At 46.8% G+C, this 14741-nt stretch carries 14 protein-coding genes and 1 pseudogene; 8 read left to right on the top strand and 7 right to left on the bottom strand.

All coding sequences use genetic code 11. The features are described from left to right. The first annotated feature begins 73 nt into the window (after nt 1–73). Together CRO03_RS02285 and CRO03_RS02280 are read left to right on the top strand one after the other, a co-directional pair. Nucleotides 74–964, top strand: a complete 891-nt coding sequence (locus CRO03_RS02285; RefSeq protein ID WP_097109939.1) for an aspartoacylase — start codon at nt 74–76, stop codon at nt 962–964. Nucleotides 965–1049: 85 nt separating this feature from the next. After that, on the top strand, nt 1050–1877 hold the full coding sequence (locus tag CRO03_RS02280) for a substrate-binding periplasmic protein (protein WP_170948914.1): 828 nt from the start codon (nt 1050–1052) through the stop codon (nt 1875–1877). A gap of 23 nt (nt 1878–1900) precedes the next feature. Here the strand turns inward: CRO03_RS02280 and CRO03_RS02275 are convergent, their stop codons facing one another. From CRO03_RS02275 to CRO03_RS02260, 4 genes are all read right to left on the bottom strand, one after another. Then, nucleotides 1901–2389: a GNAT family N-acetyltransferase gene (locus CRO03_RS02275; RefSeq protein ID WP_097109937.1), complete on the bottom strand. Its 489-nt coding sequence runs from the start codon at nt 2387–2389 to the stop codon at nt 1901–1903. A 15-nt stretch (nt 2390–2404) separates the two neighbouring features. Beyond that, nucleotides 2405–2806, bottom strand: a complete 402-nt coding sequence (gloA, locus tag CRO03_RS02270; RefSeq protein ID WP_097109936.1) for a lactoylglutathione lyase — start codon at nt 2804–2806, stop codon at nt 2405–2407. A gap of 403 nt (nt 2807–3209) precedes the next feature. Then, nucleotides 3210–4493, bottom strand: coding sequence for an ATP-binding protein (locus CRO03_RS02265; protein ID WP_097109935.1), 1284 nt, complete (start codon nt 4491–4493; stop codon nt 3210–3212). Continuing rightward, nucleotides 4490–5179 carry a response regulator transcription factor gene (locus CRO03_RS02260; RefSeq protein ID WP_097109934.1) on the bottom strand — a complete coding sequence of 230 codons (690 nt, stop codon included), beginning with the start codon at nt 5177–5179 and terminating at the stop codon, nt 4490–4492. The genes CRO03_RS02265 and CRO03_RS02260 overlap by 4 nt, the downstream gene beginning before the upstream one ends. 316 nt (nt 5180–5495) lie before the next feature. On the opposite strand from CRO03_RS02260, the gene CRO03_RS02255 reads away from it, so the two are divergent. Next, a complete protein-coding gene (locus CRO03_RS02255) occupies nt 5496–6881 on the top strand; it encodes an alpha/beta hydrolase family protein (RefSeq protein ID WP_097109933.1) in 1386 nt (461 codons plus the stop codon). Continuing rightward, nucleotides 6878–7375: a GNAT family N-acetyltransferase gene (locus tag CRO03_RS02250; RefSeq protein WP_097109932.1), complete on the top strand. Its 498-nt coding sequence runs from the start codon at nt 6878–6880 to the stop codon at nt 7373–7375. Before CRO03_RS02255 ends, CRO03_RS02250 begins: the two co-directional genes overlap by 4 nt. A gap of 83 nt (nt 7376–7458) precedes the next feature. Here CRO03_RS02250 and CRO03_RS02245 read toward each other — a convergent pair whose 3' ends face one another. Further along, entirely contained in the window at nt 7459–8664 is a 1206-nt protein-coding gene (locus CRO03_RS02245) for an acyltransferase family protein (RefSeq protein ID WP_097109931.1), read from the bottom strand. A 206-nt stretch (nt 8665–8870) separates the two neighbouring features. Between CRO03_RS02245 and CRO03_RS02240 the strand changes: the two genes are divergently transcribed. Further along, nucleotides 8871–9692, top strand: coding sequence for a LytTR family DNA-binding domain-containing protein (locus tag CRO03_RS02240; protein WP_170948913.1), 822 nt, complete (start codon nt 8871–8873; stop codon nt 9690–9692). A gap of 134 nt (nt 9693–9826) precedes the next feature. Here the strand turns inward: CRO03_RS02240 and CRO03_RS02235 are convergent. Next, a pseudogene (locus CRO03_RS02235) lies at nt 9827–10072 on the bottom strand (endonuclease III); the annotation flags it as partial. Between the two features lie 206 nt (nt 10073–10278). Between CRO03_RS02235 and CRO03_RS02230 the strand changes: the two are divergent. The 3 genes from CRO03_RS02230 to CRO03_RS02220 are packed head-to-tail and all read left to right on the top strand — an operon-like array spanning nt 10279 to nt 14056. Further along, nucleotides 10279–10695 carry a hypothetical protein gene (locus CRO03_RS02230; protein ID WP_097109929.1) on the top strand — a complete coding sequence of 139 codons (417 nt, stop codon included), beginning with the start codon at nt 10279–10281 and terminating at the stop codon, nt 10693–10695. Then, entirely contained in the window at nt 10692–12182 is a 1491-nt protein-coding gene (locus CRO03_RS02225) for an ATPase domain-containing protein (RefSeq protein WP_097109928.1), read from the top strand. The genes CRO03_RS02230 and CRO03_RS02225 overlap by 4 nt, the downstream gene beginning before the upstream one ends. A 26-nt stretch (nt 12183–12208) precedes the next feature. Beyond that, nucleotides 12209–14056 carry a putative bifunctional diguanylate cyclase/phosphodiesterase gene (locus CRO03_RS02220; RefSeq protein WP_212682313.1) on the top strand — a complete coding sequence of 616 codons (1848 nt, stop codon included), beginning with the start codon at nt 12209–12211 and terminating at the stop codon, nt 14054–14056. A gap of 52 nt (nt 14057–14108) precedes the next feature. Here the strand turns inward: CRO03_RS02220 and nth are convergent, their stop codons facing one another. Continuing rightward, a complete protein-coding gene (nth, locus tag CRO03_RS02215) occupies nt 14109–14741 on the bottom strand; it encodes an endonuclease III (RefSeq protein WP_097109926.1) in 633 nt (210 codons plus the stop codon).

The following is a 14741-nucleotide window of genomic DNA, read 5'->3' as shown; positions in this document are numbered from 1 at the left end:
AAAGCCAGTTTGATGATAGGCTAAGCTTGGTTAATAGCAGTACAGGTCTGACAGTATTTCTGATGGGGACGTTATGGATAAGATAAAGCAGGTAGCCATTGTTGGCGGTGTGCATGGTAATGAATTCTCGGGTATCTATTTAATTAAACAGTATCAGGCCAGGCCAGAGCTTATCAGCAAGGACAGCTTTGACTGTCGCTGTGTCTGGGCTAACCCACAAGCGCATTATGCCAATAAACGTTATTTGCACAGTGACTTGAACAGACAGTTTAAAAATGCTGATCTGGCTAATCCGGCGTTGACCGATTATGAACAGAGCAGGGCCAAGGTACTGAATGCTGAACTGGGCCCGAAAGGCGCAGCGAAAACGGACTTACTGATTGATTTACATAACACCACCAGCAATATGGGTGCCTGTCTGATCCTGACCCAGGCCGGGCCTTTTTATAATCAGTTGGCAGCGTATGTCAAAATGGTAATGCCTGAGGCAATTATCTCCCGGGATGAAGACCATTTTCATGCGGCAGACCATGCGTTAATGTGCACACTTGGCCGTTACGGCGTGCTGGTTGAAGTCGGCCCTCAGCCGCAATCCGTGCTGCGCCACGATGTATTGGAACTGATGGACCGGATGACCCGTCATATTCTGGATTTCGTTGAATTGTATAACACCGGTAAACTGCCTGAACTACCTAAACAAACTGAGGCATTCCGCTATTTACATAGCATTAAACTGCCAATGAACGAACAGGGTGAACGGCTGGGCATGGTGCACAGAAATGTGCAGGATAAAGACTACCAGCCAATTCATCCCGGCGATCCGATTTTTATGTTATTTGATGGCACTGAAATTTATTACGATGGCGAGCAGACGGTATATCCGACGTTTATCAACGAGGCAGCTTATTATGATAATAATCTGGCTATGTCGTTAAATGAAAAGGTAGTCATTACCCTCGATTAGATGCCGCCTGCTGGTTTTGTTTTTAGGTTAACTGTGTTATTAATTTGCTACGCATTTAATGGCAAATCAAACCGGAGTCGTTTGCATGCCGAAGTTTGTGCTTAGTTTATGTTTTATTACAATATGGCTGGTTGCCACGAATAGCGTGCAGGCAGTGGCTATGCAGCCAGAGCAAAAAGTGTTGCAGTTGTATACTGAGCACAGCCCGCCTGGTGAGTATCTTGATGCCCGGGGTAAGGTATCCGGGGCAACGGCAGAACTTATTGAGCTGTTGCTGCGGCGACTGGATCAACCCGCTACGATTGAATTATTGCCGTGGGCCCGGGCATTTGAGCGGGCACTTCGTCAACCAAATAGTGGCGTGTTTGAAACAGTGCGTAATGCCGAGCGGGAGTCACGATTCAAGTGGGTTGGGCCGCTAAAAATGCATACTATTGGCCTGTATGGTCGCAGTGATATTTTTAAAGGCAGCAATGCCAGTCCGCTGGCCAGCAACAAATATCTTGCCTGTGAGTACCGGCAATCAGTTCATGTTAACGCCTTAAAAAGATTAGGCTTTACCGAGGGGCGCAACCTGATCCTGACGGTAAACCATGGTGATTGCTTTAGTTTATTACTAAAAGGCCGGGTGCAGCTGGTGGTATTAAACGAAGCCGGTTTGGCTGAGCGCCAGCTGCAAATGCAGCTGGCGGGGCATCAACTGGTGATGTTACAAACGTTAAGCCAGGTGCAGTTGTATCTGGCTTTTTCGCTGGATATTGATGATAGCAGCATTGCCCGTTGGCAACAGGTGCTGGAGCAAAGTTATCTGGATGGCAGCATGCGGGCACTTTATCAGGGGATCTATTCTGAGCAAATGATAGGTCGTTTAGAGCAGTTTGCCAGAGACCGTCAAACTCAGTTGCAGCAATAAATGCTGCAACTGAGCGCCACGAATTATTCTGCTTGTGTTGCCAGTGCTGTGATTTGCTGCTCCGTTAACCGGTAACCAATCCATTCTGTTTTAGCCTGGGCGTTCAGGGCCTCGTAGAACTTAATCGCCGGGGTATTCCAGTCCAGTACACTCCATTCAAAGCGACCACAGTCATTGCTGGCGGCAATTTTCGCCAGGGCTTTAAACAGTGCTTTACCGGCGCCGCTGCGCCTGGCCTCCGGTGTCACGTATAAATCTTCCAGATACAGGCCGTATTTACCCAGCCAGGTTGAATAGTTGTAGAAGTAAACAGCGAAACCAATTGCTTTACCCTCACGCTCACAAATTAATGCATGGGCTTTGGCATCAGTGCTAAACAGGGTTTGCTTAATCATCTCAACTGAGGTCAGCACCTCATCTTCTGCTTTTTCAAAAATGGCCAACTCAGTAATAAACTGCAAAATGGTGCTGGCATCAGCAGTTGTCGCCGCTCTGATGGTTAAATCGGTCATTATTACTCCGTTTATTTATAACGTCTGGTAACTGTCTTTCTTCTGGATCAGTTCTATCGCATAGTTATCCGGGTCGCGGACAAAGGCAATTTCAGTTGTACCGCCTTTAACCGGGCCAGGTTCGCGGCTGATTACGCCGCCCTTAGCGCGGATTTTATCACAGGCCTGGTATACATCATCGACTTCCAGCGCAATATGGCCATAGGCATTGCCTAAATCATAGCTGTCGGTATCCCAGTTCCAGGTTAGCTCCAGCACGGTATTTTCACTTTCATCACCGTAGCCAACAAATGCCAGGGTATATTTATATTCGGTATTTTCAGACTGGCGCAGCAGCTTCATGCCCAGCACGTCAGTATAAAAAGCGATAGATTTTTCAAGATTACCCACGCGTAGCATGGTGTGTAGCATTCGCATGTTTTGCTCCCTGACTGTTTATTAGGGGGTAAATGAGATGCCAGATGTTAGCATATTTTGCACTGCCAAGGATAAGTGTCTGGTCAGAATGTCTATCTTGGCGTTGCCGCGCATGGCCAGTTTAGTAGATACTTCATCGATAAAACCAGGCTGTCTCTACTTTGCGTATTGCTTCAGCTTGTCTTGTTGCTCAGTCGCGGTGCTGTTTGATTGTTGTGGCAGCCCGAGTTTATTTTGGTTGAATTGTGGTGACTGGAAGTTTTCTGCGTTGCGTAAAGAATTAAGTTGAGCAAAAAAGTCATCCTGATTTCTTAGCTGAAACTCAAATGCTGCTAAGACCCCATCACTATTGGCAACTTGCAGTCTAAATTCAATGACAGTATGACCACCTTAGCGTGATGTCTTACACAGGCTTACCAAAAGTCGGAATAACCAATTGAACTTTCAGGCCTTGTGGTGAAGCATGACTAAAATGCAGAACGCCATCTAGCTTGTGTACGATGTTTTGGACGATAGATAAACCTAAACCAAGTCCGCCTTTCGACGCATGTCGAACAAAAGGTGTGCCCAGTTTACTCAGCATGTCATCACTGACACCTTCGCCGTTATCTTCAATAACCAACTGTAAGCCAGCCTCGTTGTTAATCGCGGCTACCATTACGGAGGTGCAGGCAAATCTAGCCGCATTTGCCAACAGGTTCCTGATGCAATAGTGATTAAGCTTAGTATTGGCAAACAATGTGTCTGGCCCTTGCCACGTCAGGCTGATACTCAGGTTAGGGTAAGTTTGTTTGAGGTGATCTAATTGCAGCTCAATAGCCGCTTTTGCGTTGTGAAGTTCGCCCTGGTGCCTACGCTCTAATTCATCGTTAATTTTCACATAGTGACCAAGCTCAGTTAGCATGTCGTTAAGTTCGTCCAAATCGGTGTTAATTTCATCGATTTTCTGCAAGTTAGTGCTGATTTTCAGCTCCTCCAACGCAAAGTGTACCCGCGTCAATGGAGTGCGAAATTCATGCGCGACAATCCGTAAAAACAACTTCTGATTATCCAGCAACAGCTTGATGCGAGTTACCAATTGTTCAAAAGCTTGTGCCAGCTCAGCTGTTTCTTTTTGTGTAAAGGGCGCAAACGATACATTAAACTGTCCTTGTGCAACCTGATTGGCAATATCAGATAATTTTCTTAAGCGGCGGTAAAGTGGGTAAGTCACCAGAAAAACAAAGAGGGCAAGGCTAAGTAGCCAAACAATTATTGGCAGTAGTTGTAGCGGTAGAGAGTTTTCCAGTGTGCCATTAATATGCTGCACTAAAGCCGTATCGTCACTCAATAGTGTGATAATTTTAACAGGTGTTTGGCCAGCAATTGGCACATCGGCAATGACGGTTCGTCCGAGAGTGCTTAGCTGCTCTGAGGCATTAGCAGATATTGAAAGTGCATTAATGGGTTCTAATGTCAGTGGATAGCCAAACTGTGATTGCAGTTTGGTTAAGATTTCCGGCCATAGTTGTTGCGATTGGCCGGCAAATTGCTGCTTTATCAGGTTGCTAACGCCTTTAGAGGTAGTTAGCACATCGTTGGCGATTTCTCTTTCAAGTACGCTATTAAGCAAAACGCTGAGTACCAGTTGCGCGCCGATAAAGCCAAATATAATGAGTAAATAGAACTTTAAAAAAAGTTTCGTCATTGGCAATCACTGCCCGGCATAACAAACAGATAGCCAAATCCGCGGATAGTTTTTATTAAGCGATATGGCGCATCTTCATCAGAAAGCTTCTTTCGCAGTGCAGAGACTCTCATATCGATAGAACGATCTAAGCCGTCATAATCAAAACCACGTAACCTTTTGATCAAATGGTCCCTGCTAATCTTTTGGTTTGGATGTTTAAGGAAAAAGTCTAACAAGTCGAACTCAGCATCGGTAAGTAATACTTTTTGACCAAGATAGGAAACCTCACGGCTAATCTCATTTACTATCAATGAAGTATCCTTCAGAGAATGTCCAGGTTTTACGCGCCTTAACAAGGCTTTTATTCGCGCTAAAAGTCTTTGTGGCTGAACAGGCTTGGATAAATAATCATCAATGCCTGCGTCAAGTGCCTGAACTTCCTGAAGCTCGTCATCAATTGCCGTCAGCATAAGAATAGGGCAGTCCCTGACGGTTTTAAGCTTTGCAGCCAGCTTTGTGCCATCTATATCGGGCAACATGAGGTCCAGAACGACTAAATCAAAAACACGATTTGAAAAGGTAGTCAGTGCCTGCTGGCCCTCAGTAGCAATGACAGATTCAAAGCCTTCTCTTTGCAAAAAGCTGGCTATAAGCGCTGCTATACGTTGATCATCTTCAACTATAAGCAAAAGTGGCTGACGCATAGCAGTTTATCCTAAGGCTACCTTCAATATTGATACTCTGACACGAGCTTACACAACTTCACTGTTTAAAATCGTAATTTGCATAAGCTTAATTGTATCAAGTTATTAATCGCACTCTGACGGGCGCTTACAGTAATTAGTTTATCCCGCTTTATACTTGCCGCAATTCTTGAATACGTAAAAAACATGAAATTATTAACTTTTTTACTAAGCGTCATAACGTTAGTGGTCAGTAGCATACTTACAGCTGCTTACATTCCATTACACAGTCAATTTCACTAAAGAATTACTATAAGTTTTTATTCAGGAGAGAGTGATGAAAAAAAACCTTATTGCAGTTGTGCTTAGTTCGTTAGCGTTTGTTGCGCAGGCACAAGACGAGCACCACCAGTGGGCTGGGCAGATTGAGTTGCCCAATGGCCAGCAAATGCCGCTGGAATTTGAAACTTTCACAAATAACAGTCTAATGACTGCCAATGTCAGAAGCCCGGCTCAGGGAACACAAAATATTCCGGTCACCGATTTGATGAAAACCGAGACCGGTTGGTCGTTAGTACTACCTACTTTAGGAGCATCTCTGGAATTGAAGCAGGAAAAAAGCTGCTTACAGGGAGAATTAAATCAGGGCATGGCGCTACCGGTAACCTTATGCCCGGTACAAAGCCTGAGTAATGATGAATATCTGGCAGTGCTACCTGAACAGGTAGTTGAGTTTCCTAACGTGAAATTTCAGTCAGCAGATGGCACCTGGCTAAGTGGCACGCTATATCAACCCGCTAATAATTCTAAAGCTCCTGTGGTTATTCTGGCCGGAGGCAGTGGTCCCATAGATCGCGATGCGTCGTTCGCAGGCAAAAAGCCTTACCGGAATTTGGGTATTGAGCTGGCAAAGCAGGGAGTAGCGTTATTTACCTTCGATAAGCGTGGGGTGCGACGCTCAGGTGGTAATTATAGCCAAGCCACGGTTGAGGATTACGCAAGAGACAGCCAGGCAGCCTTTGATCTAATAAAATCAATGAATTCGATTCAGCCGGAAAAAATTGGTTTAGCCGGCCATAGTGAAGGGGCAACAGTGGTTGCTATTACTGCGGCTGAGGTTAAAGCTGATTTTGTTATCTCGCTAGGTGGTGTCGGTTTAAATGGTGTCGATGCTATTGTGCTTCAGGATAAGACCGAGTCTATGGGGCGGGGGGCTACTGAACAGCAGGCTCAGATTTTACAAAAAATAGCAGCAGACTATTATCGTATCGTGCTTAATGCTAAGGATGATGAGCAGCGCTTACAGCAAGCAAAAGCACTCTTATCAAACCTGAATGATAAACAGCGCGAGGTCTATCAAAAGTTTGGCGTCGATGCATACACACTGGATATCAATAATGTAAATGACAAAGCGTTGTTCTCAATCTTGACGACTGACCCTACCAAATATTGGCAAAAAGTCTGTGCGCCTGTGTTGGTGCTTAATGGCGATAAAGATGTGCAAGTACCTGCAGCTGAAAATGTGCAGGGGATTAAGCAGTCGATATTATCTTGTCCGCACCCAGCGAATAAGTTTGTGGTATTGCCTGATTACAACCACATGTTTCAACCAACGACTGATGGTAATGTGAAGCTGTACGCTAGCTTGCCAGAGGGGTTTGATGAAAATACCGGTAAGATAATCGCGACATGGATTTATGCAGCCGGAGTTTCAAGCAAATGATGCTCAGGACTCATATCAGGCCAATACAGCAGCAGGATTATCCTCAGGTTCAATCTGTATACCAGAAAGGGATTGAAACGGGCAATGCGACCTTTCAAACGATGGTGAAAGATTGGGAGGGCTGGCAAAAAAGTGTCTTACCTCATACTGGCTACGCAGCGTTTGAAGGCGAAACGGTCATGGGGTGGGTGTCTTTATCACCGGTATCAGATCGTTGCGCTTACAAAGGCGTAGCTGAATTAAGTATTTATATTGCGCCAGAATATCAGGGTAAAGGCATTGGTAAACAGTTACTCAAATTCATACTTGAACGCGCCGAAGAACTCGGGATTTGGACTTTGCAGGCTGGTGTTTTTCCTGAAAATATAGAGAGTACCAGGCTTCACACTGGCTGTGGTTTTCGGGTGGTTGGGACAAGAGCGAAAATAGGTAAACTTAATGGGGTTTGGCGAGATGTTACCTTGTTTGAACGCAGAAGCAGCAAAATATTTTAGTACAACTTTAGAGTAGTCGATGTCATACACTAAATGACGGAAAAGTAAGGCCTGTTCGCATCGGCTTACAGGCCTTATTAAAATTACCTTTTAGCAAATATCCCAAAAGCATTATGCAAGAATGGTAGTGGCATTATGATATAGCGGCACACCAGGTAACAGCCGATGAAAGTACCGCTGATTACCAGCACTGCTTCTGCAATCACCCCTAGTTTTAACGGCACCAACCAGTAAGCCAGCAGTACAATCAGGGTTTGGTGCAGGATATACCAGGGGAAGATGGCCTGGCTGTAGCGGGCAATAGCTGAATCAGGTTTATTAAGATACTGAAAGCCGAAGGCTAAAATTGCCGCAATCATACTGAGACTATAAAATGCATGCACAATCATTTTAATATTCGTGGCACAGAGCATATAGCTTGCTCCACTTAATTGAAGCTCACCTGCTGCCGGTGCGAACAGCCAAAGGTTAACTTGCAGGCCGTTGCATTGCTTTAACCATAACCAGATAGCAAAACTTGAAAGCGCTACCGCCAATAAAGCCCAGCGGCTTCCTGCTAGTTTGTGCCATACGTTATTGCAAGCAGGTCTGCCCAGCAGGTAACCGAAAATGAAGAACCCAAAGTAGTAGGGATGCGCATACCAGTCATTGTAAAGCGCATGGGTCTCAGGGAAGTGTGGCTTTACCCAAAGCTTTAGAGCAACGATATACAAAAGGAAGATAGCGCTGATGAATGACACTGTGCTAACTGATAGCGAGTTCAGCGTTAAACGCAGCATGGTTTTGAGCTTTAGCAGGCCGACCAGTAGCAAGGTATACACAAAGAGGTAAGGCAGATACCACAGATGGTTCCAGGTAAAACCAACGTCAGAACCATCAAAAGCACCCTGCGGCCAGGGTTGAAAGGTGAAATAATTCACCACGAAACGCAGTAAGCCAGCTTCAATACTGCCGTTGGCGACAGCCTGCACATAAGCCTGCAGCGGTACAGTAAATATCATCGCCATCAGCAGCGGGAACAGCAGTCTAAAGGTACGCGAAGAGACAAAATCTACCAGCCGTTCTTGCGGGTTTGCAAGGGCAATAGCCGCACCGCTTACTAAAAATAACAGCGGCATACGCCAGGCATTGAAAAACTGCATTATTGAGGGGAGTGCCTCGACCTGATAACTGCTTTTAATATGCCAGCCCCAGCCCGGCACAAATAACATGCCGCAGTGGTATAAAATCAGTATGCCAAATGCGAGTACCCGCAGGGCGTCGATATCATATCGTCTGTTAGTTTTCATATGCAAAGCTCCAAGCTGTGTTGTTTACCAGCACAGTCTGATTGAGAGCGGTTTTACTGACCAATGAACAGTGATAAAGCGGTTAGGGCAGTGCTTAACTTAGCGATTTTGGGATAAACTTGGTTTTTATGGGATGTTTTTGGCAGCATTTTATGGCGCAGTCGGCATTTTTAACCTGGTATCTTAAACACAAGTGGCAGTGCGAAGTGCTGTTGCTGGCATTATTTTTTAGTGTGAATATGGTTGCTAATGGCTACATTGCGTATGTCGAAAAGTCAGCCACCGGCATCGTATTTTGGAAACCATGGCTGTGGGAAATCAGCAGCGCTCTATCAGTTTTGCTCATACTACCGGGACTGATCTGGTTGTCTGAGCAATATCCTCTGCGCATACAAGGGATAAGGCAGCAGATGCTGCGCCACTTATTAGCGAGTTTTATGTTTTGTGCTTTACATCTGGTGTTAATGGTCACAATGCGTTCTTTTGCCTATCAATTGGCGGGTGAAGATTACCGTTTTGACTGGAGTACATCGAATTTGCTCTATGAGTATGCCAAAGATGTGCGGCTTTATTTGTTCTTTATCATACTCTTTGAAGCATACCGCTTTGTTATACGGCGCTGGCGTGGTGAGGCATCAAAGCTAGCTGACGCGCCAGATCTGCCTGATACAACCGATGTTACAGAACCATACTTAACGCAAGTGCTGGTAAAAATGCTCAATCAGGAGTTTTTGATTAAGCTATCGCAGGTCGACTACATCAAAACTGCCGGTAACTATCAGGATTTATATGTTAAGGGTCGTGCTTATCCATTTCGTATTACCCAGTCGTCACTGCTTAGCCAGTTAACCCCGACAGATTTTGTGAAAATCAATCGCGGTGAAATTGTGAATATTAATGCCGTTACCCGCTTTAATAAATTAAATAGCAATGATGCCAGACTCATTTTGCAAGATGGAACCGAGCTAAGCGTGCACAAGAATTATATTGAGAATATTCCAGCCAAATTGCGGGTGGTTGAAGTTTAAACCCAACGGGAGTTGGGTTTGCAAATCGCAATATTACTGGTACGTAAAAATGCAATTTTCTGTACTGTTTAGAAAAAAATCTAGTATTTAAGTGCTTACAGCAAAGCTATATTAAGTGCTTACCCGATCTCAGCTTATTCGGTTTTGTCTCTGTACTCGCACAAGTCTTCAATAATACAGCTGTTGCTACGCGGTTTGCGCGCGACACAGGTATAGCGGCCGTGCAGAATAAGCCAGTGATGGACATCCAGTTTAAATTCACTGGGTACCACTTTTAATAACTTCTGCTCGACTAAATCGACGTTTTTGCCTGGTGCTAGCTTCGTGCGGTTGGATACACGGAAAATGTGGGTGTCGACGGCGATAGTCGGCCAGCGAAATATCGCAGTGCGGCAGTTGATAGCAGTATATTCTGCGGTTCTGAAATGACGGCTAAATGCCAAAGCAGAAATTTTAAACTACTACGACAGGGCCCAATCCAGTTGGTAGTGTTCGCTAACGAACAGAAGTGCAAGTCGATTGCCACTAGTCTTTAAGACTCGAACAGGTTTAATCACGACATCTACGAGGTCGACAGGTATTTTTTATGCAAATACATGATTTGCTGTTGCGACAGCTAATCATTGAATTGACCGACCCTGATCCTGAAAAAATGGTGGATAACGCGATTGAACAGTGGCAGCTGATAGCGGCCCATATTATTTCAATCATTGGCGAAGGAGGGTTCAATGCACTTTATGACCGCAGTGTAATCCTGACCCAGTCGACATTTCCCTGGCTGTTGACCTGCGAATTGCAGCCATCGGCACATAAGCGTTTCAGCGCCTTAAGAGCAAGCTTGGAAGACCAAACTACGGCGCTTGCCAGTGAAGCAAACTACCTGCTGCTGGTCAATTTTACTGGCATTCTGGAATCTCTCATCGGCGCAGAGCTCACCACCCGTATTTTTCGATCAGCTTTGGAGGAAACGCGTATTCCGATTGGAAAAGGAGTTAATAAATGAGTAACAAAGCCAACATAGAGCGCTTAAGTACAGGCGTACCCGGTCTGGACAACCTGTTGGGTGGGGGCTTGCCAGAGTTTTCGTTCAATCTGATCGTGGGCACACCGGGAAGCGGGAAGACAACGCTTGCGCACCAAATGATGTTCTCATTGGCCACCCCCGATACGAAGGCACTGTACTTCACAGTCCTTGGAGAACCCGCCTTGAAGATGCTTCGTTATCAACAGCAGTTCGCATTTTTTGATATCACCAAGATAGAAGAATCGATCCAATTCGTCCACCTGTCAGCAGACCTTTTGGATGGCGGTTTTGACCGTGTGATGGCGCACATCGCCGACAAAATTAAAGTTTATGCGCCAAAATTTGTTTTTGTCGATTCTTTTCGAACGGTAGCTCGCTCAGCAAAAGAAAATACCCGGGGTGATTCGGATTTACCACGGTTTTTGCAACAACTCGGCATGCAAATGAACAGTTGGCAGACAACCTCGTTCTTGATTGGCGAATATGTGTCGCCGGAATCAGAGACAAGCCCCCTCTTTGCCATGGCCGATGGCATTATCTGTCTGTCACAGAGTTTGCATCGAAATTCAATGCTGCGGAAAATTCAGGTGGTTAAAATGCGTGGCCAGGCCCAACGGTCCGGTTTACACACCTTTCGGATTGATGATGATGGCGTTAGGATTTTCCCACGAGCTATTGTTAAAGGCTCGATATCGACCAAAGTTGCTCCCGACACCGCCGGCTTAGAGACACGCCTGCCGGTGGGAACTCCCGGCCTCGATGACATGCTGGGCGGCGGTTTGCCTATGGGTTATTCGTTGCTGGCCGTAGGCCCGTCGGGTTGTGGCAAAACTGTATTGGCGACTCAGTTTCTCGCCGAAGGGGTGCGCCAGGGAGAGCCTGGAGTCATTGCGGCTTTTGAAAAAAGCCCCAGCCAATTGCTGGGTAATAAGAAGCTGTATTCGATGGTTGAGGCGGGAGACGTCGGCGTGATCAACACCCGCTCCCTGGATTTGTCGATTGACGAAACCTTGCATGACATGATCAAAATGATTCAAAAAATGAAAGCGAAGCGTGTCGTCATTGACTCCTTGTCCGGATTTGAGCTGGCACTGGCGCCTGAATTCAGTGAAAATTTTCGTGGATCGCTGTACCGGATGATTGCCGAACTGACCGACTTGCGGGTTGCCATCTTGATGACCTCGGAACTGGAAGACCGCTACACCGATTTGCGTTTCAGTCCCTTTGGCAATGCTTTTCTGGCGGACGCTATCATTATGCAACGTTACATTCAACTCGCAGGCCAATTTAAGCGCGTACTCTCAGTTGTTAAGGTCCGCGGCAGTGCCCACAGTAAAGACATTCGACTATTTGAGATCACTGATGACGGCATCGTCATTGGCGACGTTTTATCTGACTATAATGGTATCACCACAGGTCGCCCCGAGCTCGACCGACGCCCAAAATGCCCACCTGACAAAGGGTAGCAAATGCCATCAGGGCGGATCAAAATGTGCAACAACGCAAGAAACAATGCGAAAGAAGCAATGTGAAAGAAAAAATGCGGAGGAAATATATGGCCAGGAATAAAAGCCGCGATGCTGCCAAGCTCGGTGGTAAGCCATCGTCGGACCTGACTCAACAGCAAAAGAAAAACATTCCAGCCAGCCGGGATAGTGGCCCTCGGGATAGTGAGAGTGCAGACCGGAAACATTCGGTAGGCGACGACGAAGCGGCCATGCTCAGTCGAAAAAAGTTGGTCACTGCACGAGAGAAGACAGTTGATGCGCGTGAAAGCGCGTCCAAGGCGCGTGAAAACACGGTGTTGGTGCGCGAAGACGCCGCGCAGACCCGGGAAGAAGAAACCAATTCACGCGAAGATATCGCCGCCAAGCGCGAGGACGCAATGCAATCGACCCAGACAGAGCTGCAGTTGAAATCGCCCGAGCACACAGCCATGCTGCAGGAAGCGAACACCCGCCTGGTGGTTGCCACCCTGGCAGCACAAAGGCAAACAGAACAAATCGAGAAAGTCAGAGTTGAACTGCAGCATTTGGCCCATCACGACGCGCTAACCAACTTGCCCAATCGAGTGCTGCTCCGAGACCGCCTGAGTCAGGCCATTGAGGCCGCTCATCGCCAGGGGCAGCAGCTCGGCGTAATGTTTATGGATATTGATCGTTTTAAAAAAATCAACGACTCTCTGGGGCATGCTGTTGGCGACCAACTTCTGCAATCGTTAGCCAAGCGGCTGCTGACGAGTGTTCGCGGCTCGGACACCGTCAGTCGGCAAGGTGGTGATGAATTCGTGTTGCTTTTGCCCTTGATTGAAAGTCCGGATGGTGTGGAGCTGTCCGCAAAGAAGATCCTGACAGCGTTAGCGCATCCTCATAATATTGCAGGGCATGCACTTCATATCACGTTTAGTATTGGTATTGCTATTTATCCCGATGACGGCGAGGATGCGGAAACCTTGCTAAAACATGCGGATATGGCCATGTTTTACGCCAAGGAGAGCGGCCGTAACAATTACAAATTTTTTGAGCAAGAAATGATTGGTCGGGCGGTTGAGCTGCAATCTATCGAAGCCAGCCTGCACCTGGCGCTGGAACGAAACGAATTTTTGCTACACTACCAGCCTAAAATAGACCTGCACAGTGGTGCCATTGTGGGAGTGGAGGCGCTCATTCGCTGGCAGCATCCGCAGCGCGGGCTGCTGCTGCCAGGGCACTTTATGTCCATTGCAGAAGACTGTGGCCTCATCCTGCCAATTGGTCGCTGGGTATTGCGCGAAGCCTGTCTGCAAGCGGCTGCCTGGATGAATTCAGGGCTGCCTGCAATCATTGTGGCAGTCAACACCTCTGCACTTGAATTTCGCTCCGAAGAATTTTTGGAACATATCCGCGCAACGCTTAAAACCACAGGCTTCGACCCGCACCTTCTGGAAATAGAACTGACCGAAAGCGTTCTGATGCGGGATGTAGAATCGACTAATTCCGTGCTGCATTCACTTTCGGACATGGGCATCAGGCTGGCGATCGATGACTTTGGCACCGGTTATTCAAGCTTGAGCTATCTGCGGCGGTTTCCGATCAATACCTTGAAAATCGACCAGTGTTTTGTCAATCAACTCAATGCCAACCCGGACGATGCCACCATTGTGCAGGCTGTGATCAGCTTGGGTAAAAGCCTGCATCAACGGGTCATAGCGGAAGGTGTGGAAACACAAGAGCAGTATGAGTTTCTTCTGGCTAAGAATTGCGATGAAGGACAAGGGTATTACTTCGGTTTTCCGATGGCGCCGCAGTCACTGGCCGCGTTACTTAAAGCGGGTGGATCACTGATCCCGGCGTCAGATTAAGGTTAGAGTAACAATAAGCAAACTTTGCTTAAGTAATTTTGCAGCCATTTACCTAGTCGGTTTTCTCTTTAAATTCACATAAATCTTCAATAATACAAGAACCACACTTAGGTTTACGTGCCACACAGGTGTAACGACCGTGCAGAATAAGCCAGTGATGGACATCCAGCTTAAACTCGTTTGGCACTACTTTTAATAACTTTTGTTCTACCAGGTCGACATTCTTACCGGGGGCCAGCTTAGTGCGGTTGGATACCCGGAAAATGTGGGTGTCGACGGCGATAGTCGGCCAGCGAAAGGCAGTATTAAGCACCACATTAGCGGTTTTCCGGCCCACGCCGGGCAGGGCTTCTAACGCCTCGCGGTTCTCTGGCACCTCACCACCGTGTTGTTCAACCAGAATGCGGCAGGTTTTAATCACGTTTTCGGCCTTGGTATTAAACAAACCAATGGTTTTTATGTAGTGTTTAACCCCGTCGACGCCTAAATCCAGCATAGCCTGTGGGGTGCGCGCAGCCGGGAACAAATGGCGGGTGGCTTTGTTAACGCCAACGTCGGTGGCCTGGGCAGATAACAATACGGCGATTAACAGCTCAAAAGGTGAGCTGTACTCAAGCTCAGTGGTTGGTGTTGGATTTGCCGCTCGTAGGCGGCTGAGCATTTCAATGCGTTTTTGTTTATTCAT

This window comes from Arsukibacterium tuosuense (assembly GCF_900215315.1).
Classification (GTDB): domain Bacteria; phylum Pseudomonadota; class Gammaproteobacteria; order Enterobacterales; family Alteromonadaceae; genus Alishewanella; species Alishewanella tuosuense.
This window is presented reverse-complemented; position numbering and strand designations above follow the sequence as displayed.

Coding starts and splice junctions, on each gene's coding strand:
- CRO03_RS02275 (WP_097109937.1), bottom strand. CDS start 2,389: ATGACCGATTTAACCATCAGAGCGGCGACAACTGCTGATGCCAGCACC.
- CRO03_RS02230 (WP_097109929.1), top strand. CDS start 10,279: ATGCAAATACATGATTTGCTGTTGCGACAGCTAATCATTGAATTGACC.
- gloA (WP_097109936.1), bottom strand. CDS start 2,806: ATGCGAATGCTACACACCATGCTACGCGTGGGTAATCTTGAAAAATCT.
- CRO03_RS02280 (WP_170948914.1), top strand. CDS start 1,050: ATGCCGAAGTTTGTGCTTAGTTTATGTTTTATTACAATATGGCTGGTT.
- CRO03_RS02245 (WP_097109931.1), bottom strand. CDS start 8,664: ATGAAAACTAACAGACGATATGATATCGACGCCCTGCGGGTACTCGCA.
- CRO03_RS02260 (WP_097109934.1), bottom strand. CDS start 5,179: ATGCGTCAGCCACTTTTGCTTATAGTTGAAGATGATCAACGTATAGCA.
- nth (WP_097109926.1), bottom strand. CDS start 14,741: ATGAATAAACAAAAACGCATTGAAATGCTCAGCCGCCTACGAGCGGCA.
- CRO03_RS02255 (WP_097109933.1), top strand. CDS start 5,496: ATGAAAAAAAACCTTATTGCAGTTGTGCTTAGTTCGTTAGCGTTTGTT.
- CRO03_RS02285 (WP_097109939.1), top strand. CDS start 74: ATGGATAAGATAAAGCAGGTAGCCATTGTTGGCGGTGTGCATGGTAAT.
- CRO03_RS02225 (WP_097109928.1), top strand. CDS start 10,692: ATGAGTAACAAAGCCAACATAGAGCGCTTAAGTACAGGCGTACCCGGT.
- CRO03_RS02250 (WP_097109932.1), top strand. CDS start 6,878: ATGATGCTCAGGACTCATATCAGGCCAATACAGCAGCAGGATTATCCT.
- CRO03_RS02265 (WP_097109935.1), bottom strand. CDS start 4,493: ATGACGAAACTTTTTTTAAAGTTCTATTTACTCATTATATTTGGCTTT.